The sequence below is a fragment of the bacterium genome, from assembly GCA_037143175.1.
In the GTDB taxonomy this organism is placed as follows: Bacteria; Verrucomicrobiota; Kiritimatiellia; order CAIKKV01; family CAITUY01; genus JAABPW01.
Genome location: JBAWZF010000013.1, coordinates 1 through 18,051 on the forward strand (window position 1 = coordinate 1; position 18,051 = coordinate 18,051).

Sequence of the window (18,051 nt, forward strand, 5' to 3'; positions counted from 1 at the left end):
GCTTGACTGCGTATCAGTCCTGGTAGATAATTAATAAAAATTTTGAAAGTAGTAATAGGGTCAAAATGGAGGTCTAAATATGAAGAAGTTAATGGCGAGCATTTTGGTGGCGGGAATGGCTTTGGTTCCAATTCTTGGGAAGGCTGCGGAGGCGCCTGTGCCGACATCTGTCGACCGCGCAACTAAAGCTGCAGCAAACGTTGAGATGATTTATCAGCAGGCCAAGGATCTTCTGGCCAAGGCTCTGAAGGAAGTCGATCTGACCGCTGCGAATGAGGCCAAGGCAAGCGCGGATTTGAAAATTGCAACGGAGAGCGGTGATAAGGCAAAGATCAAGGCGGCGGGTGAGGCTCTTGAAAAGGCCAAACGTGCGGCTCAGCAAGCGGTGCGTATTGCCCGTGAACTTGCCAATCAGGTTGAGCGCCTGAAAGTGCTCTCCGATAAGGTTAAGCTTGCAGTCATTGCTGCCGGTTCGACTGATCTGAAGGTAGCGGCAAAGGGTGCGGAGGACGCGGAGAGTTTGTCGGCAAGAGCGGTTCGGATTGAAAAGACCATCGAACAGATCTTGAAGCCTCGTCCCCATCAGGAGATCATCGGGGTCACAATTCCGAGCACAACCACCAGCACAACGCAACCTTCCCCGACTCCTGTTGGGAAACGCGGCTAACTATGATGTAAATATTGGATTCAAGAAGGCCCCTCCATGAAGGACGGGGCTTTCTTTTTTCAGGACTATGAAGGTTTACGACCGTATACGTGTGGATCAGTTGTTTTTGGCGACTATGGGCGTGCTGTTATTCGGCCTTTCGTTAGCAGGCCTCTTTCATGGTATGAACGCTTCGTTGGCGGCGCATTGGGCCTGGAAAGCTGAATACGGGACTTCTGCGCCAGAGGTGGAGCAAGTGACGGATAGCTGTCGACGTGCCTTTGGGCTTTATCCTTGGAACTATTATTTCAGTATTTTTGCTTCAGAGTTAGCATATTACAATGCGGATGAGGTGACGGGGGCGCAGCGGGAGGAACGGCTGCACCAGTCCAAGCTATGGTGTGAGCGCGGCTTGATGCAAAATCGATACCGGAGCCAGTTGCGGCGGCTGAAGACCAGGTTCCTGTGGGATGACTCCCCCTCCGAGGCCATTGCGTATTGGGAGGGGCATACGAATTGGCAATACTGGGAACCCTATAATCACGAAACCCTTGCCGGGTTATATACGAAATATGGCGAATTTGACAAAGCCGCCCGTGAGCTTAAATTACTTGTCAACTTTCCCGCTTATGAAACAACGCGGGCGTTAATTGAAAGTGAGAAAAAAATCTGGGCTGAATAAAACTTGGAATAACAGGAATGGGGCGAATGACGGGGCTCGAACCCGCGACATTCAGAATCACAATCTGACGCTCTAACCAACTGAGCTACATTCGCCATAACGTTTGCAAGTGCGAATCATCCACACACACGGCCATGGAATCAAGCAAAAACATAATGAAAATATTGGCACTCGAACTTTCAACCCAAACAGGATCCCTGGCCATGCTGGATGGGGAGACTGTAATTTTCGAAAAAGAATGGGTGGCTGAAGGCCGTCAACTTCGCCCGATATTTCCGGATATCCATGCGCTGGCCTCGGTCGGGAGTTGGTGTTGGGCGGATATCGATAGGTTCGCCGTGGGGGTCGGTCCCGGTGCATTTTCAGGACTTCGGATGGCGGTGTCCGGGATACGGGGTTTAGCAATTCCGGATCACAAGCCGGTGATGGCCGTTTCGAGTGCGAGTGCTTTGGCTTGGGCAATCCTGAATGAGACGGGCGTGGAACAAGTGGTCGTCCTGGGAGATGCCCGACGGAACGAATTGTGGGCGGGTTGTTTTGGGTGGGATCATGGCATCGTGTCGCGCCATGGCGATTGGATTGTGGCAGGCGCAGATCAAATGCCGGAGTATTTGAAAAAGAGCGGCTCTGTTTGGGTTAGTTCCGATTGGGAGCGGATTCAGGCGTCCTTAAAGGCCATCTGCCCTGCCGGGGTTGTGATGGTCGAGGAGGCTCGTATTCCAAGAGCGGAGATGGTGGCCAGGGTCGTGGCGCAAAGAGTTGTTGCAGGCCTTGAAGGGGAGGCTTTGTCTCCAATTTATGTTCATCCCGCTGTGTCGGTGGCACCGCGATTTTAGAGAGAGGAAAAACCATGAAAATTAGAGTAAATGGACAGACCATTTCCGAAAAAGCAGTTTTGGCAGAATTAAAACGGCTGATGGATTTTTATAGTCAGCACATGCCTCGTGAGGAACTCGGGCGCCATACGGAAGAGTTGCTGAAGCGGGCGCGTGAACATGCCGTTGGCACACAGTTGCTCATTGAAGAGGTCAAGCGTCGCAAGATTGAGATCCCGGAATCCGAAGTCGATGTCGCCATGGCCGGAATGGCTGCGAAAGTTGGGGGCGTGCCGAAATTGAAGGAGTTACTCGCCCAGCAGGGGCTCTCCCTGGAGCAATTCCAGGCGAGTATTCGTGTGGGAAAACAACTGGACTCTTTGGTGGCAAGAGTGACATCAGGCGTCCCGGAGTGTGAGGAGTCTGAACTACGAAAATATTATGAAGAACATGCAGAGCGTTATGTGGCGCCCGACCAGGCTCAAGTCCGTCATATCCTGATCCGTCCCGATTCTGAAAGCGAGGCGGATCGAGCAACGACCCGCTCCAAGCTGATGGGGCTGAAGCAGAAGATCCTTGAAGGGGATGACTTTGCGGAGCTTGCTGCCGTGCATTCCGAATGTCCTAGCGGGAAGGAGTCCGGCGGGAGTCTCGGGATGCTGGTCCGCGGGACTATTGTTCCGGAACTAAATCAGGCGATATTTGACGATATGGAACTGGGTGAGATCAGTGATGTGGTAGCGACCCCGCTGGGTTTTCATATCCTTGAGTTGCAGGACAAAGAGCTGGGCGAACCGCTATCGTTTGAAGAGGCGAAGGCGAGTATCCAGGAACTCCTGCATCATGAGCGGAAAGGGAAAGCCCTGACCAAGTTTGTTGATCAACTTCGCGAGAAGGCTGTGATTGAAGATGATGGGGTAGATGATGCCCATTGGGAAAAGTTATTTGATTCGTTTCTTGACGGCCAAAAGGGTAGCTGATAACTTCCCCAACTGTTTCATTTATCGGGCCGTAGCGCAGACTGGTAGCGCGTTTGCTTGGGGTGCAAAAGGTCAGGGGTTCAAATCCCCTCGGCCCGACCATTTTTAACCAGAAAAACACGCGTATTTCCTAGGAAATATGCGGGTTTTATTGTTCCTTAATGAAAACAGATCAATGTCGCATGATCCTCGTCCCATACCTTGAGGCCGATGGCTTTCAGGCTCTGGCGGTAGGCCAATCGACGTTTCATGGGTTCTCTTGTCCCAAAATGGAGCGAAGTTGAGTTAATGTGGAGTTGTAGGGATGCGGCATGCGGGTTGACAGGTATTGAAGTTTTTTATAATATTTTCGCCGTTTTGTAACACTAAATAGGAGAAGACCCATGTCGTATGTTATATCAGACAAATGCACAAAGTGTGGCAGTTGCGCCCCGGTGTGCCCTCAGGAAGCGATTGCGGAAGGCCCCAAGCAGTTCGTGATTGATGCCGACAAGTGCGTGGATTGTGGCCTCTGCGCAGGCGAATGCCCGGTTGAGGCGATTTCCCCTGCATGATGACTGGTGGATATCGTTTTCTGTTCGGCCCAGTACGCTCACGGCGACTGGGCCGTTCTCTTGGTGTTGATCTTGTTCCGTTGAAGGTGTGCACCTACGATTGCCCGTATTGTCAGGTCGGGAAGACTACTGATAAAACCATCGTGCGTCGGGAATATGTGCCGGTGGAAGGGGTTTTGGCGGAGTTTGACGATTGGATGGCCCATGACGGACAGGCCGACTGTGTGACCTTGGCAGGGGGAGGGGAGCCTACCCTGCATTCCCGCTTTGGTGAAATCATTGATGCCATCGGAACGCGTTGCAAGTTACGTCGTATCCTGCTGAGCAATGGATCTCTGTTTTCACAGCCCGACGCGAGATCGGCGGCAACCAAAGCCGAAGTTGTGAAGGCGACCCTCAGTGCGTGGGATCAGACTTCATTTGAGGCGGTTCATCATCCCCATGCCTCGTTAAAGTTTGATGTGTTTCTGGATGGTTTGAAAGCCTTTCGCCGGGAGTTTTCCAGAGAGTATTGGCTGGAAGTTTTTGTTGTCCCCGGTGTAAATGATGAGACGGCGCAAATGCTGCGCATTGCTGATTTGGCAGAACAAATCAAGCCGGATCGAATTCATCTCAATACGGCAGTACGGCCCGCTCAGGACAGCACCGTGAAACCCGTTGCGAGTTCCCGGATGGATGAATTGGCCCGCCTGTTTAGACCGGTCGCTGAAGTGATTGGCGTCGTGGTGGCGAACGCGTCTGCTGCGTCGCCTGCCATGACAGCTGACGAGTTGGCCGAACGTACCTTAAGCCTGATTCAACGGCATCCCGTGACAACAACCGATCTATGTGCGACTCTAGGGGTGGGGTTGTCCGAGGTGGAATCGGCGATAACCATTTTGATGGTGCGTGGTGTGATAAGGATTGAAGGCGGTTATTATGTCAGAGCGATTGATATCTGATGGATTGAATAAGCCGGATAAAGACCTGGACGTACGGTTAAGGCCGACTCGTTTCAAGGATTTTGTTGGCCAGCCGAAAGCCGGTGAGCGACTTGAGTTGTTTACCCAGGCAGCGAAAAAACGTGGCGATGTGATGGAGCATATCCTCTTATCGGGGCCCCCGGGGTTGGGGAAGACAACTTTGGCCTACATTCTCGCGGCGGAAATGGGTGTGAATGTCAAGTCCACCTCCGGTCCGGTGATTGATAAGCCTGGAGATCTTGCCGGTCTACTGACAGGGTTGGAACGTGGCGATGTATTGTTCATCGACGAAATTCACCGGATGCAACGCTCAGTGGAAGAGTATCTCTATTCGGCTATGGAAGATTTCGTTATTGATATCATGATTGATCAGGGCGCGAATGCTCGGTCAGTGCGGCTGAATCTCCAGCAATTCACCCTGATCGGGGCGACCACGCGGAGTGGGCTGTTGACCGCCCCGTTTCGCGCACGGTTCGGATTGCCGATCCGGTTGGATTACTACAAGGCGTCGGATCTGGAACATATCGTCAAGCGCTCTGCGCTAATTCTTGATGTGGACGTGGATGACGGTGGAGCACGTGAAATTGCGCGTCGGTCCCGGGGAACTCCGCGTATTTGTAATAATCTACTGCGGCGGGTGCGTGATTTTGCCCAGGTGAAAGCTGATGGTAAAATCACCGAGGTGGTTGCGGCCGCAGCTTTGACCATGTTGGATATCGATGAAGATGGCCTTGATGAGATGGATAAACGAATTCTGGAGACCATCATGCACCGGTTTTCCGGTGGCCCCGTCGGGTTGAGCTCGCTGGCCGTATCCGTTGGGGAAGAAGCCGATACCATTGAGGAAGTTTATGAGCCGTTTCTGATTCAGGAAGGGTTCCTAAAGCGCACGCCTCAAGGCCGTGTGGCGACAGATCTCTGCTATCGGCGCTTCGGGGTTAAGCCTAGTGAAGGCCAGGGGCGGTTGCTCTGAACGCTCAACTGTCCCCCAAATCCTCGCCTAAGGATGATTGACCGCACCGATTTGGCGGCGTAGTAATCCGGAGGCGTGGGGGGAGGGCGTGAAATCGTGTGTTTACTTACAATTAATGACGTTCTATTATTGTTTTACATGGTAATGAGACATTCCATATGGCCAGTGAGATTGAGCCGTGCATTCAGGTTCCGGTCTGGTCAGGCGATGGTGGAGTATGTTGTGATTACGGGAACATTACTTGCCTGTTTGACGATTCTTTATCTTTTTCTGGGAACTTTTAAAGAGTTTGGGTCGAGGGTGTTAAATCTGATTGGGTCTGAATATCCGTAGGAGAGTGCAATGAAGAAAAACAGCAAAAGTGGTCAGGGAATGGTTGAGTACATCATCATTGTAGCGGTCATCGCTTTGGCGGCTATCGTCATTTTTGGTATTTTCGGAGACACAATACGGGAAAAAATGGGTGGGGCCGTGTCGGCATTGGGTGGAACTGAAAAAGACTCTTCGACCAAGTCTGCCGATTATCTTAAAGGTTTAAAATAGACCTTTCGATGGAGGTCTCATGTGAACGCACTCCCTAGGAGGCGGGTAGGGTGGCGCCATAAGCGCGGGCAGGCTCTTATTGAGTCCTGCTTGGTTATTGCCATTGTCTGCCTGATCTTCTTCGGAGTGTTTCAGATTTCCCAACTGTTTGCCGCCCAGGAGGTGCTAGATTACGCGTCCGGACGGGGGGCGCGCGCCATTACGGTGGGGTTTAACAGGTTCATGGTGGACAAGACTGTTCGGGTTGGGGTGATTGCCAACGCCGGGCGTATGACCAATCCCTCTTACCAGGGTGGGCCTGCTGCGGAAAATGCCATTGAATCTGCCCGGATCCCTTTGTATCTCGGGGCGGAGTATCAGGGGCAGTTACATGCCATATTGGATTATGCCAATTGGGACAATATTCAATATGGGTCAGCGGCATCCATGGGGGATGGGACATTCCGATATGCTGTAGGACAAGAGATCTCCCTGACCAATAATCCTTTCGCAAAAGCCTTCTCCACGTCAGACTCTGTGAAACTGAACGGTGAAACCTATCTGGATGAACATTACACTCTTTATTTGGATGACGCTGGATGGTGATATCTCTGAATAGATCGCGTGAGTCGCGCTCAGGGCAGGCAATGATTTTCATTGTCATGATTGTGATTATTCTTGCCGCATTCGCCTTATGGAATTTCGATCTTCATAAAGTCATCTACATCAAGAATATCAGTCAGAATGCCGGAGATTCTGCCGCGCTGGCAGGGGCGCGCTGGCAGGCGATTTCCCTAAATTTGATCGGTGATCTCAATGTCATGCAGGCGGTGGCCCTGACCCGGGGTGAGACAAATGAGGTGGCGGCAATCAATGATCTGCAGGCTCGATTATGTTATGTCGGGCCTATGATAGGCCTTGTGGCCGCTCAGCAGGCGGCAAAAAATAACGGGATATTCAACAATGAGCGATTTGCCGACCGGCTTCGGGAGCATGCGGTCGAGGTCCTTCAATACAGTGATTTGGGTGGGGACGGCCAGATGGTTTTCGCGGAGCCTTATTCCAATGCCTGGGCAGAATACTCAACGATGATTCAGTCGGTCGCAGACGGTGGCGTCGCGGTGGGGCCGGACAATGCCCGGTTGTATTCAGATTACAGCGGTGGCCATATGTTACTCATGCCTGAGTTTTATGATGCTGTGGCCGGGGCTGACTGGTGCTGGTTTTTCTACAACGCCAACGACCTGTTGAATAGTTATCAAAGCTATCAATCCTGGTCTCCGTTGCCCGAAATCATTCTTAACCCGAATCCAATCAACTCGGAGTATTTTGGTCTGGGCTTAAGGCTCCAGGCGATGGTTACCGGTGATCGTGTGGTAGCCAAAATGAATGAGGTGCGTGTAGAGCGAAATTTATCCGATGGGACTATTGATACGAACATTAACCGGATGGTTTCTCAATGGTATTGCTATGACCCCGACGTGTGGGGAACGTGGGATGCCATCTCACCATCGGGCGAGAACCAATTTCCAGCTACGGGGCCTGTAAAATCGCAATATGATTATGCGGGCGCAGATGCCGTAACACGGGTGCTAGCCAGTTCGCCACGGTTGACGCCCCATGCGGGAACGAATCAGATTACCTGGTCGGCAGCTGCGAAACCTTTTGGTTATTTGATGGCCAACGGAAAGGAGATACGTCCCAATGAGTACGGGCTTGTACTTCCTGCTTTTCATGATGTGCGTTTGATTCCCATTGATGCCTCGTCGGCCCCTGCTGGAGGGGCTTTTAATCTCGACTGGCGTGATCATATTGAACGGCATCTACCGGGCTATAAGGATGCTTCCGGAGCTTATCACCCAGGGTATATGGCGGCAGGCGAAACTTTTCCTGGCTGCTGGTATTGTATGCAGCTGGTGGTGTGGGAAAATGCGATATTCCGGCAGACGGGAATCGACTGGTTGAAAGATAACAGTGACTCCTGTAACACCTATGGTGGGACACATCACGGTGGTGGCAGCAGGAGGGGTCATTAATGAATAATGGGCCAGAAAGTAGAGCAGGACAAGCCATTGTAGAACTTGTGGTGGCGCTGGTGGTGATTCTCGTGCTAGTTGCCGGGACGATCCAAATTTGTTCGATGGGAGTGAGTCATTCGCAACTTATGATGACCGCCCGCAGGGAAGCTGGCCAGAAGGCCATGCAGGAGGCCTCGTCCTTTTCCGGGCCCAAATTCATTGCAGCTTGTACGACGGGGAATGATGGGATTCCCTTTTCCCGTGATGACAGTACGACGGCGGGTGATTCAGCCCTATTGCAGATCGGCATCGCCAGCTATGCTCATCCCGCCGAACTTAATCTGCGGCGTTTGGATAATCCTGTCTCTGTCCTTGCCAAGAGCCCGTTTCCTCAAGATCTTTTTGGATTGGTGGAGGGGGAAGCTACGGCGAGTGTTGAGCTTATGCCTGTTGTTCGTGAACTGCTCTATCAGAGTGATTCGGTTGAACTTCAGGGCAAGGCCTGGATGACTTGGACAAAAGGGATCTACTGAATATGCGGCGGAACCTGCTATGGCTTTTGATTATTGCCGGGGGATGTTTATTCGCTTCTCTCCTTCACGCCCGTGTATTTTCTACCGGGAGCATCGATCTGTTCAATCCCTCCTCATTCGGCAAACTCATTTATAAAACCCTGATGGAAATCAACGGGGAAAAGGCCGATGTTAGTGTGGTGGCCTGTGAAAATGGGCTGACTTCACTTAAGGCGGTCTTGAAGGTTCACCATGATCCGACGCTTCGCGTGGTGGCACTGAGTACTGGCGAAGAAAAGCCGGTTTTATTGGTTACCGTGGCTCAGGCACTTGCGGAGAAAGAGGCTTCACAAGCCCGGCATCGTCTGGCGGATGTGCCAGTTCCATCGGATGGGGTTGTGCTTGGCACGATGAGAAGTGCGGACACCCGGACAACATTCGAACGGCTTGCCTACCGGATGGGAAAAGAAGAAGCGATCCGATTTTATGAACAGTCCATGGAACGGACAGGTTGGTCGAAGTTGATGGGAGCGGGTGAGGGCGGCGGCTTCCTGTTCTATGTCAAAGGGGCTGATATTTGTGTGGTTTTGGTTGCCATTCAAGAATCCAATGGCGAAACAGGTATAACCCTGTTACATAAGCAGGGTGCCGTCAATTGAGGGACAGGAGAAGAAACGCATGAAGCAACGCATGGTGTTGATAATATCGGTGGTGGTGGGCTTGTTGGCGTTCGGAATGACGCAAAGTTATTTCCATAAACGGATGGCAGACCTGGATAAAGAGCGGGCACAGCTGATTTCCAGTGAAAAACGGGTTGAAGTCATTGCCGCAGGGCGAGATCTGCCCGCAGGCACTGTCTTGATCAAGAAGGATTTATTGTCCAAAAGTATTGCCGGGCGCGATGTGACAAAGAACACTGTTCTGGTAGCGGATCAGGATCGTATCTTTGGAAAAAAACTCAAATACAGCATGGATAAAGAGGAAACACTGATGTGGTCCTATGTTGACGTGCCATTCCGTCCGGGCTCCGGGTTGGCGCCCGTGATTTCCAAGGGGATGCGAGCTATATCCATTTCGATCAGTGGAGCGGCCGGGGTGAGCGGCCTGGTTCAGCCAAACGACCGTGTGGATGTGATGGGCTCCTTTACACTGCCCTCCCGCAAAGATCCCGAAAAAACAGAATGGGTTACCTTGACGGTCCTGCAGGATGTGTCGGTGCTGGCGACAGGCCAGACGCTGGGGAAATCGGAGTTGGGGGATCGAACACGCGCAAGTGCCGGCTATAGCTCGGTTACGGTGGAGGTTACCCCGCGTGAAGCCGAGTTGCTGGTGTTTGTTGAGAATATGAGAGGCCACTTGACGCTGTCTCTGCGCAATCCCGAGGATGTCAGCTACGAGAAGAACCTTCCCGAAATCAATTTCAGCATGCTCGAAGAGGAAATGCCCGTTTTGAACACCTATCGTCAGCAGATTATCCGGCATAAAAGTGGCCAGTAAGTGAATGGCCGGTCATCGGACGGGAAACATCTCAATGTATCTTGAAATTCAAAAACCTGATGGAACTAAAAAGCTCATTGAGCTTTCCCCAGGGTTCTATTCGATCGGGTCGGATGAAGAAAATAAAATCGCACTCAATGGAACAGGGGTATCGGGACGGCATATGATCGTCAGCCTCCGTGATGGGGCCTGCTGGGTTGAAGATCTGACTTTCGGGGATACGTTGATTGATGGGGCTGTAGTCCATGGTCGTGCGGAAGTGATGGATGGGCAGGTATTACAGGTGGGGGTGTTCAAGCTGAAGTTTTTTTCTTCGCGACCGGTCCCCATACGGGTTGAAGCACCAGCGTTAACCCCGCCACCCGTATCGACCGTTCCTACTCCTGCCGTGACGCCGGTGGCGAGCGTTCCGGCTCCTGGTGTACCCGGTGAAGAACGTGACGAACAACTGGTCGCCAGGCGCCAGGCCGTGAAACAACAAATCCACAAAGAACTTCTGGAGCGGATGGACATCAAGCGTCTTACCGCCACCCACATCAACGAGGGGGATCTCAATCGGCGTGTCCTGGCGACGGTTGAAGGGATTGTCAAGGACGTGGCGCAGCGTTTACCCGCGGATATTTCTGCCTCATCATTGATCAAAGAGGTTTACGATGAAGCGGTCGGGTTGGGAGCGATTGAAGATCTTCTGGCGGATCCTGATGTGACCGAAATCATGGTGAATGGTCCTCACCATATATACGTGGAACGGCGTGGACGCATAGAGCTTACGGATCGCACGTTTCTCGATGAAAAGTCTGTCTTGGCGGTTATCGAGCGTATTGTTGCCCCCCTGGGCCGGCGTATTGATGAAAGCCAGCCCTATGTGGATGCCCGATTGCGGGATGGCTCCCGGGTTAATGCCATCATTCACCCTCTTTCGCTGATTGGGCCTTGCCTCACCATCCGGAAGTTTTCCAAGATTCCCATGACGGACGATGATCTGATCCGGTATGGAACGTGGACGTCTGAAGTAAGGGACTTTTTAAAAGCCTGCATTGAGGCCCGTAAGAACATTATCGTTGCGGGCGGAACCGGTTCTGGGAAAACGACCCTGTTAAATGTTCTGAGTAGTTTTCTACCTGCCCATGAGCGCATTCTGACGATTGAGGATGCGGCGGAACTTCAACTGAAGCAGACTCATGTGGTATCACTGGAGTCGAGGCCGCCCAATATCGAAGGGAAAGGGGCAGTAACGATTCGTGACCTTGTAAGGAATGCGTTGCGTATGCGTCCGGATCGAATTGTGGTCGGGGAATGCCGGGGCGGTGAAGCATTGGACATGTTACAGGCAATGAACACCGGGCACGATGGGTCCTTGACGACGATTCATGCCAATACCCCGCGGGACGTGATTTCACGTATGGAGACACTGGTCTTGATGTCAGGGATGGATCTGCCTATCCGCGCCATTCGGGAACAGATTACCTCTGCGGTAGATCTGATTGTTCATGAATCGCGCATGAGTGATGGATCGCGGAAGGTGGTCAATGTGACGGAGGTCGTCGGGAGCGAGGGTGAACGGACCACGATGCAGGATATCTTTGTGTTTGAACAGACAGGGCTCGGTGCCGAAGGTAAGGTCCTTGGACGAATCGTACCCACGGGTGCTATTCCCACTTTTCTGGACGATCTTAAGGCCCGCGGGGTGATGGTAGATCTGGCCATATTTAATCCCCATAGGAATGGCTAGTTTCGAAAGGGTAGTGAATGGATTCGATTTTAATATTATGGCTGGTTCCAGGCTTATACCTGCTTTGTCTTGCCGGACTCACCTACTTTATACTCGATTCCTTCCACTCGGCCGCGGCTGAGTACGCCGCGGCTTATTCCGAGAATGCATCACGCCAGATGGAGGATATGTTTTTGTTCATTCCGCCCCGGCGGATTCTGGAGTTGGCCGCCGTCTCTGCAGCGGTTTGTTTTCTGCTTGGATTTTTGCTGTTTGGAGGTGTTGACGGGCCGTCATTTATTGTCGGGCTGGTGGCGGGTGGGTGCCTGGCAGCATTGGGGTGGACTATCCCAAAACGTGTTCTGGTGGTATTGAAGCACCGTAGACTTCAGCGCTTTAATCTTCAACTTGTGGATAGTCTGGTCAATATGAGCAATGCACTGAAGGCCGGATTCAGTGTTCAGCAGGCAATTGAATTGGTGGTGCGGGAAGGGCAGAATCCGATTTCTCAGGAATTTGGTATGTATCTTCATCAGATGCGTGTTGGTATGCGGATGGAAGAGGCCTTGGCGAGTTTGCAAAAGCGGGTCGGTAGCGAGGATCTGGCGCTGATGATTTCCGCATTTGAAACAGCGCGCCAAACGGGGGGCAATTTGACGGAGGTATTTGAGAAAATCGCGCACACTATCCGTGAACGTCTAAGAATCGAACTCCGTATCAGAACTCTGACCGCGCAGGGGCGTTTACAGGGCGTCATTGTCGGTGCGATGCCGGTATTGCTGGGCTCGGCCATGTTTTTTCTGGATCCAACAATGATGCTGGCATTCCTGCACTCAAGTTTCGGGGTGGTCACTCTTGTGGTGGTGGTCATTTTGGAAGTGCTGGGCGCGCTGTTGATCCGCAAAATAATCAATATCGATATCTGATTATGTCAACTATCTTGGAATATGGATTGAGTTTGATCTGGGCGATCTTTGCCGGATTATCCACCTGGCAATGTGCCGAGGTGTTGCGGCAAGTGACCTATGTGACGCTGGCCGATGGGCGCCGTCAGGAACGGCGTATTCCGTTTGTCTTCCGGCTCCTGTTTCCGCTGGCCCCAAATCTGGTACCAGTGTTCCGCCGTCCGTCATTTGAAAAAACGAATGTTATGGTGACCCGGAAACTGGTGGCGGCAGGGTTTGGCGGTATGCTGACTTCTGAGGAATTTCTTACCATGAAGCTCCTGCTGCCCGGTATCCTGGGCGTATTGCTATCGGCCATGCTTTTAGCGTTGATAGCGCTTGTTCCCGGCCGGGTTGGATATGCGCTCCAGAGCCATGGAATCGCATTCATCATGATGATTCTTCTGGGATTCTATGCGTATCCGGCACTCTGGTTGCGAGCTGTTCTGGCTGACCGGCAGCGCAGAATTCAGAAATCACTACCCTTTGTGATGGATCTATTGACCCTTTCAGTCGAGGCCGGTCTGGATTTTATGAGTGCCATGCAGCGGATTGTCTCCAAGGGGAAAGTCGACGCCCTTGAGGAGGAACTGCTACGGGTTTTGCGCGAGATCCAGCTTGGCAAGACGCGGCGTAATGCCCTCCGTGACCTATCGGAGCGGGTGGATCAGTCGGATTTGCGTTCGGTGTTGAATTCGTTGATTCAGGCAGATGAATTGGGCGTGGGGATTGCCTCCATTCTGCGGATTCAATCTGATCAGATACGGCAACGGCGGTTCGAGCGGGCAGAAAAAATGGCAAATGAGGCGCCCGTGAAAATGTTATTCCCGCTGGTTGCCTTTATTTTTCCGGCGGTATTTCTGGTGTTGTTGGGGCCGATTGTGCTTCAGATTTTCCGGCAGATGTAGTGTGTGTTGACACTCGCAGTGGGTGAGCGTAGTTTAATTTTTCAATAAACGTCATGGAAACAGTCATACATTTACTAATTACAGATGGACCAAGTAAGGGCCGTGAGATTCATGTCCCCCGCGATGGCGTTCGGATCGGGCGTTCATCCCGCAATGATATCTCCATTCCGGATGAGGCCATGTCCCGGTTTCAGTGCCGGTTTTTTATCCAGGAGGAGAGTGGCCTCTGGGTTTCCGATCTGGGTAGCGCCAATGGGACGATGGTAAACGGAAAATTGGTACAGGAGCAGCAGCTTCATATCCAGGATGAGATTCTGGCAGGGGATACCCGTATCCGGGTCATACATGACGGAACCCGTGTAGCCATGCCGGAAAAGAGCGAAAATGCTGCTGAATCCCCTGAAAGTCCCGAGGCTTCAGTGGATCTCGGACTTCTTAAAAGGCGTCAGGCGCCGGGCTCTACCTCGGCGAATGCGATGCGCCGAAATCTGCTGTGGCTCCTTGCTTTTATGGTGGTTCTCGTGCTGGCCATCGGGATGTTTAAAAACCTCCCGGTGATGTCTTTTTTTGAACCACCCCGGCCAGTGGTGATTCAGCCCCAGGCTGACTTACCGATCCTTGAGTTGATGTTTGAGCGGGTGGAGGGGTCTGTGTCGAATGTCTTTAGATATTCACTTGAATTAAAGAAGGATTTACTGCGTGTTCAGGTCGACGATCTGCAGAACGATCGACATGTGCGGCGTGACAAAAAAGTGGCGCCGGAACTCCAGCGGGATCTTGCACGTTCTATTGAGGCAACAGGGGTTTTGGATTTGCGGGAAGAACTGATCGGACTTGAGCCCGGGCTTTATAACCTGAGCACCCTCTCTGTGACCATTGGGGCGGTGACCCGGCGGATCAAGGTTTTAAATCAGGATGAACCTGAAATTTTCGCAACCACCCGTGCCATGATTGAGGCATTTGGAAAAAATGAACTGGGTCTCGCCGCCTTGGCGGTGGATCCCGCTACGTTAGTCGAGAAGGCTAAATTGGCGTTGTTGCAGGGGAAGAAAATGTGGGACGAACGCGAAGTGCGGAACGAGAACTTATACAATGCCATCCAGGCTTACAAAGAGTGCGAGTGGTATCTTGAAACCATTCAACCCAAGCCCGCTTTTTATGCGGAAGCCACCAGTGCCAAGGCGGATTGCACCCGGGAACTACAGCGGCGCTTTGAAGATTTGTGGTTTCTGGCGGAGCGCTCGGTCAAGTTGCGGGAGTGGAAGGAAGCTGACCGGCAATTGAAGGTTATTTGCGAAATGATTCCCGACCGTTCTGATGAACGTAATCGTAACGCCAGTAAAAATCTGGTGGAAGTGGAACGTCACCTGACAACGGAAAAATAGTATGGCAAATCTGATAACAAGATTAGTGATGGTTACGCTGGTAGGGTTCATTACTCTCGCTTGTTTTGCTCAGACCGAGGGGGCGAAAATTGCGGTCTCCACAAGTCCTGATCAAGCCACAGTTTTTTGCGATGGTATTGAGCGGGGGGCATCTCCCTCATCTGTCTCCGGGCTTCCCGCGGGGGCACATCTCATAGCGGTCGACAAAGATGGATATCTCCCGGTTCAGCGAACGGTAACGGTGTCGGCGGAAGGGAAATCCGTGGTGGACATCAAACTTGAAAAGCCTACCGGCCTTGTGTTGCTCCGCTCCACACCAGTGGGTGCTGATATTGAGATTAACGGGGCTCATCGGGGGAAGACACCGCTTCTCCTCACCGACCTGCCTTTTGGAAAGTACCGTATCAAGGCGTCATCCCTGGGTTATCTCAGTCGAGATGTGGAGTTTGAAATTGAGAACCGATCCCCTCAATTGGTATCCGTATCGCTCACTTCGGATTCGGCCGTGCTGACAGTAAAGACTGAGCCATCAGGAGCCTCGGTTAAGGTCAATGGATTGTCAAAAGGGGTTACCCCTTGTACCATTGATCGTTTACCCGCAGGGGAAAACGAACTAAATATTTCATTGCCAGATTATGTGGTATATCGTTCCAAAATTAAACTTCTGGCCAATCAGGCGGAAAGTTTGGACATCACCCTGAAGCCCGTTCCGGGGGTGTTGTCTGTAATTTCCATACCTACTGGGGCTAAATTATATATTGATGAAAAATTATGTGGTCAGACGCCGTTGACGTTGGATGCCATGGACGCCGGAAGCCATGTTATCCGAGCGGAGTTGGATGGATTTGCACCGGAAACGCGAACCATTGACTTTCAGCAAGGCGAGAAAAAAGTTGAAGAATTGCGACTGGAACGGAATATGGGCATCATTGAAGTGATGGCGAAACCGGACGGCGTCAAGGTATTCGTGGACGGGAGCGAGCAAGGCATGGTGATGCTGGGCCAGGACAATCCGGTTGCCCGGTTCAGTCAGGATGTTGCGGTCGGAGATCACGTTGTGTCCCTTCGCCTGAAAGGTTACGGAACGGTTGAACGCCGGGTCACCATTGAAAAGGGGAAATCCGTTACTTTGAAGGAAGTCCTTAAACGAGTGTTCAATGCCGACACCCGAATTACCTTGCGTAATGGGGATGTGATGACTGGCATTCTCGAGCAAAAGTTGCCCAACGGCGATATCAAGCTGGAAACTCAAATCGGGATCTACAAGACCATAGCCGAACTGGACATCGCGACCATCGAAGCCATCAAGAAATAGTTCAGCTGGATGCGCCTGCGAGACGTTGCTGTTGGCGGGTGAACAAAAGCCAGGCAGCAAGCGTTTTGGAATCTTCAATCATGCCCCCGGTAAGCAACGATTCAAATTCTTCGGCAGTCAGATATTCCACCGTGATGCGTTCATCATGATCTCCGTTTTGAAGGGACGCGGATGCGGAGAGTTCGGCGAAGAAAAGGTGAATAAGCTCATCAAGGTAACCGGGGGTGGGATAGATAATTCCCAATGAGTGTAGCGCGACCACATCATAGCCGGTTTCTTCCTTGATTTCACGAGCCGCGCAGGCCTCGGGACTTTCGTTGGCTTCTTTGCGCCCGGCAATGATCTCTAGTAGTTCACGGTCAATGGGCTTACGAAATTGACGGACAAAGACAAATCGGCCGTCGGGAATTCGTGCTACGGCCGCAATGGCGCCGGGATGTCGAATAATCTCCCGGTAAGCACGTACACCGGGTTCAAGTTCCACCTGCTGGGTTTCCACTTTGAGAAGACGCCCAGTGAAGACCGGCGTAATCGAGATCGTTTTTTCGTACATGGTCAAGCCCCTGGAATATTAGTGGCACTGTTCGTCGCGCCAGTTGTACATCTTATCAAAGGCTTTCAAGTACTCGCCGCTACGAATGCGTTCCCACCAGACTTGATTTTTCACGTACCAATGGACCGTGGTTTTAAGGGCGTCCTGGAATTGATAAGCAGGCTCCCATCCCAACTCGGTTTTGGCACGGGTGTTGTCCATGGCATAGCGCCGGTCATGACCTGGTCGGTCTTTGACGTAGGTGATGAGGCTTTCCGGCTTGCCGAGGATACTCAGGATGCCCTTAACGATCTGAATATTCGGCACATCGTAGTTACCGCCCAGGTTATAGACTTCGCCAGATTTTCCCTTACGGAGGACGGTATCGATGCCGGAACAGTGGTCCATGACATAAATCCAATCACGGACATGCATTCCATCGCCATAAACCGGGAGCGGCTTATCGGCAAGCGCGTTCGCGATCATCAATGGAATGAGTTTTTCAGGGAACTGATAAGGCCCGAAATTATTTGAACAACGGGTAATGACCGTATCCAGACCGTGAGAGTGCTGGGCGGCCCGAACCATGAAATCGGCACCTGCCTTGGTGGCGGAATAGGGGTTATTGGGTTGGATCGGAGTCATTTCGGTGAAGGCGCCTGTCGGGCCAAGACTTCCGTAAACCTCATCTGTGGAAACTTGGAGGTAGCGCTGGATTTTGAATTTTCTGGCGGCATCAAGCAGAACCTGAGTGCCCATAATGTTTGTTTTGATGAAGGCACGGGGACCCATGTGCAGGCTACGGTCTACATGGCTTTCGGCTGCGAAATTTACCACGACATCAATTTTGTGATTTCTGAAGGCCTTGTTCACGTCCCGGATGGAGGTGATATCCCCATGGATAAAGGTATGGCGGGGATTTTCAGCGATGTCGCTCAGATTCTCGACATTCCCTGCATAGGTTAGCGCGTCAAAATTGACGACCTCATCCTCGGGATGTGAGGCAAGGAGATAATGGATGAAATTGCTTCCGATAAAACCGGCACCGCCTGTAACAAGTATTTTCATTAAGATGTCCTCCTGAACTTTTTATTC

At 51.9% G+C, this 18,051-nt stretch carries 20 protein-coding genes and 2 tRNA genes; 19 read left to right on the plus strand and 3 right to left on the minus strand.

What is annotated here, in order from left to right; translation table 11 throughout:
• Window positions 1-79: 79 nt before the first annotated feature.
• Window positions 80-667 (plus strand): hypothetical protein, encoded by a 588-nt coding sequence (locus WCI03_06325; protein ID MEI8139468.1) that lies wholly within the window; start codon window positions 80-82, stop codon window positions 665-667.
• A gap of 67 nt (window positions 668-734) precedes the next feature.
• A complete protein-coding gene (locus WCI03_06330) occupies window positions 735-1,328 on the plus strand; it encodes a hypothetical protein (GenBank protein ID MEI8139469.1) in 594 nt (197 codons plus the stop codon).
• An 18-nt stretch (window positions 1,329-1,346) separates the two neighbouring features.
• Here WCI03_06330 and WCI03_06335 read toward each other — a convergent pair.
• Window positions 1,347-1,423 (minus strand) — tRNA-His (locus tag WCI03_06335).
• 60 nt (window positions 1,424-1,483) lie between these two features.
• Between WCI03_06335 and tsaB the strand changes: the two genes are divergently transcribed.
• From tsaB to WCI03_06420, 17 genes are all read left to right on the plus strand, one after another.
• A complete protein-coding gene (gene tsaB, locus WCI03_06340; protein MEI8139470.1) occupies window positions 1,484-2,164 on the plus strand; it encodes a tRNA (adenosine(37)-N6)-threonylcarbamoyltransferase complex dimerization subunit type 1 TsaB in 681 nt (226 codons plus the stop codon).
• 14 nt (window positions 2,165-2,178) lie between these two features.
• Complete coding sequence (locus tag WCI03_06345; GenBank protein ID MEI8139471.1) at window positions 2,179-3,123, plus strand: peptidylprolyl isomerase; 945 nt, start codon at window positions 2,179-2,181, stop codon at window positions 3,121-3,123.
• Between the two features lie 25 nt (window positions 3,124-3,148).
• A tRNA-Pro gene (locus tag WCI03_06350) sits at window positions 3,149-3,225 on the plus strand.
• A gap of 281 nt (window positions 3,226-3,506) precedes the next feature.
• A complete protein-coding gene (locus WCI03_06355) occupies window positions 3,507-3,677 on the plus strand; it encodes a 4Fe-4S binding protein (GenBank protein ID MEI8139472.1) in 171 nt (56 codons plus the stop codon).
• Window positions 3,674-4,618 (plus strand): radical SAM protein, encoded by a 945-nt coding sequence (locus WCI03_06360; GenBank protein MEI8139473.1) that lies wholly within the window; start codon window positions 3,674-3,676, stop codon window positions 4,616-4,618. The genes WCI03_06355 and WCI03_06360 overlap by 4 nt, the downstream gene beginning before the upstream one ends.
• A complete protein-coding gene (gene ruvB, locus WCI03_06365; GenBank protein ID MEI8139474.1) occupies window positions 4,596-5,612 on the plus strand; it encodes a Holliday junction branch migration DNA helicase RuvB in 1,017 nt (338 codons plus the stop codon). The genes WCI03_06360 and ruvB overlap by 23 nt, the downstream gene beginning before the upstream one ends.
• A 342-nt stretch (window positions 5,613-5,954) precedes the next feature.
• Window positions 5,955-6,155: a hypothetical protein gene (locus tag WCI03_06370; GenBank protein ID MEI8139475.1), complete on the plus strand. Its 201-nt coding sequence runs from the start codon at window positions 5,955-5,957 to the stop codon at window positions 6,153-6,155.
• Window positions 6,156-6,176: 21 nt separating this feature from the next.
• Window positions 6,177-6,740 (plus strand): TadE family protein, encoded by a 564-nt coding sequence (locus WCI03_06375; protein ID MEI8139476.1) that lies wholly within the window; start codon window positions 6,177-6,179, stop codon window positions 6,738-6,740.
• A gap of 41 nt (window positions 6,741-6,781) precedes the next feature.
• Window positions 6,782-8,170, plus strand: coding sequence for a hypothetical protein (locus WCI03_06380; protein MEI8139477.1), 1,389 nt, complete (start codon window positions 6,782-6,784; stop codon window positions 8,168-8,170).
• Window positions 8,170-8,685, plus strand: coding sequence for a TadE/TadG family type IV pilus assembly protein (locus WCI03_06385; protein ID MEI8139478.1), 516 nt, complete (start codon window positions 8,170-8,172; stop codon window positions 8,683-8,685). Before WCI03_06380 ends, WCI03_06385 begins: the two co-directional genes overlap by 1 nt.
• 2 nt (window positions 8,686-8,687) lie before the next feature.
• The gene (locus WCI03_06390; protein ID MEI8139479.1) at window positions 8,688-9,323 is read left to right on the plus strand and encodes a hypothetical protein; all 636 of its coding nucleotides are present in this window, start codon (window positions 8,688-8,690) and stop codon (window positions 9,321-9,323) included.
• A 19-nt stretch (window positions 9,324-9,342) separates the two neighbouring features.
• The gene (gene cpaB, locus WCI03_06395) at window positions 9,343-10,161 is read left to right on the plus strand and encodes a Flp pilus assembly protein CpaB (GenBank protein MEI8139480.1); all 819 of its coding nucleotides are present in this window, start codon (window positions 9,343-9,345) and stop codon (window positions 10,159-10,161) included.
• A 34-nt stretch (window positions 10,162-10,195) separates the two neighbouring features.
• Window positions 10,196-11,893: an ATPase, T2SS/T4P/T4SS family gene (locus WCI03_06400; protein MEI8139481.1), complete on the plus strand. Its 1,698-nt coding sequence runs from the start codon at window positions 10,196-10,198 to the stop codon at window positions 11,891-11,893.
• Between the two features lie 17 nt (window positions 11,894-11,910).
• Entirely contained in the window at window positions 11,911-12,798 is an 888-nt protein-coding gene (locus WCI03_06405; GenBank protein ID MEI8139482.1) for a type II secretion system F family protein, read from the plus strand.
• Between the two features lie 2 nt (window positions 12,799-12,800).
• Window positions 12,801-13,724, plus strand: coding sequence for a type II secretion system F family protein (locus WCI03_06410; GenBank protein MEI8139483.1), 924 nt, complete (start codon window positions 12,801-12,803; stop codon window positions 13,722-13,724).
• 53 nt (window positions 13,725-13,777) lie between these two features.
• The gene (locus tag WCI03_06415; GenBank protein MEI8139484.1) at window positions 13,778-15,109 is read left to right on the plus strand and encodes an FHA domain-containing protein; all 1,332 of its coding nucleotides are present in this window, start codon (window positions 13,778-13,780) and stop codon (window positions 15,107-15,109) included.
• 1 nt (window position 15,110) lies between these two features.
• Entirely contained in the window at window positions 15,111-16,424 is a 1,314-nt protein-coding gene (locus tag WCI03_06420; protein MEI8139485.1) for a PEGA domain-containing protein, read from the plus strand.
• A gap of 1 nt (window position 16,425) precedes the next feature.
• Here the strand turns inward: WCI03_06420 and WCI03_06425 are convergent, their stop codons facing one another.
• A complete protein-coding gene (locus tag WCI03_06425; GenBank protein MEI8139486.1) occupies window positions 16,426-16,977 on the minus strand; it encodes an NUDIX hydrolase in 552 nt (183 codons plus the stop codon).
• An 18-nt stretch (window positions 16,978-16,995) separates the two neighbouring features.
• Entirely contained in the window at window positions 16,996-18,024 is a 1,029-nt protein-coding gene (gene rfbB, locus WCI03_06430; protein ID MEI8139487.1) for a dTDP-glucose 4,6-dehydratase, read from the minus strand.
• Between the last annotated feature and the right edge of the window lie 27 nt (window positions 18,025-18,051).

Coding starts and splice junctions, on each gene's coding strand:
- WCI03_06370 (MEI8139475.1), top strand. CDS start 5,955: ATGAAGAAAAACAGCAAAAGTGGTCAGGGAATGGTTGAGTACATCATC.
- ruvB (MEI8139474.1), top strand. CDS start 4,596: ATGTCAGAGCGATTGATATCTGATGGATTGAATAAGCCGGATAAAGAC.
- WCI03_06405 (MEI8139482.1), top strand. CDS start 11,911: ATGGATTCGATTTTAATATTATGGCTGGTTCCAGGCTTATACCTGCTT.
- WCI03_06360 (MEI8139473.1), top strand. CDS start 3,674: ATGATGACTGGTGGATATCGTTTTCTGTTCGGCCCAGTACGCTCACGG.
- WCI03_06400 (MEI8139481.1), top strand. CDS start 10,196: ATGTATCTTGAAATTCAAAAACCTGATGGAACTAAAAAGCTCATTGAG.
- WCI03_06425 (MEI8139486.1), bottom strand. CDS start 16,977: ATGTACGAAAAAACGATCTCGATTACGCCGGTCTTCACTGGGCGTCTT.
- WCI03_06325 (MEI8139468.1), top strand. CDS start 80: ATGAAGAAGTTAATGGCGAGCATTTTGGTGGCGGGAATGGCTTTGGTT.
- WCI03_06355 (MEI8139472.1), top strand. CDS start 3,507: ATGTCGTATGTTATATCAGACAAATGCACAAAGTGTGGCAGTTGCGCC.
- WCI03_06330 (MEI8139469.1), top strand. CDS start 735: ATGAAGGTTTACGACCGTATACGTGTGGATCAGTTGTTTTTGGCGACT.
- tsaB (MEI8139470.1), top strand. CDS start 1,484: ATGAAAATATTGGCACTCGAACTTTCAACCCAAACAGGATCCCTGGCC.
- WCI03_06415 (MEI8139484.1), top strand. CDS start 13,778: ATGGAAACAGTCATACATTTACTAATTACAGATGGACCAAGTAAGGGC.
- WCI03_06410 (MEI8139483.1), top strand. CDS start 12,801: ATGTCAACTATCTTGGAATATGGATTGAGTTTGATCTGGGCGATCTTT.
- WCI03_06385 (MEI8139478.1), top strand. CDS start 8,170: ATGAATAATGGGCCAGAAAGTAGAGCAGGACAAGCCATTGTAGAACTT.
- WCI03_06380 (MEI8139477.1), top strand. CDS start 6,782: ATGATTTTCATTGTCATGATTGTGATTATTCTTGCCGCATTCGCCTTA.
- WCI03_06390 (MEI8139479.1), top strand. CDS start 8,688: ATGCGGCGGAACCTGCTATGGCTTTTGATTATTGCCGGGGGATGTTTA.
- cpaB (MEI8139480.1), top strand. CDS start 9,343: ATGAAGCAACGCATGGTGTTGATAATATCGGTGGTGGTGGGCTTGTTG.
- rfbB (MEI8139487.1), bottom strand. CDS start 18,024: ATGAAAATACTTGTTACAGGCGGTGCCGGTTTTATCGGAAGCAATTTC.
- WCI03_06345 (MEI8139471.1), top strand. CDS start 2,179: ATGAAAATTAGAGTAAATGGACAGACCATTTCCGAAAAAGCAGTTTTG.
- WCI03_06420 (MEI8139485.1), top strand. CDS start 15,111: ATGGCAAATCTGATAACAAGATTAGTGATGGTTACGCTGGTAGGGTTC.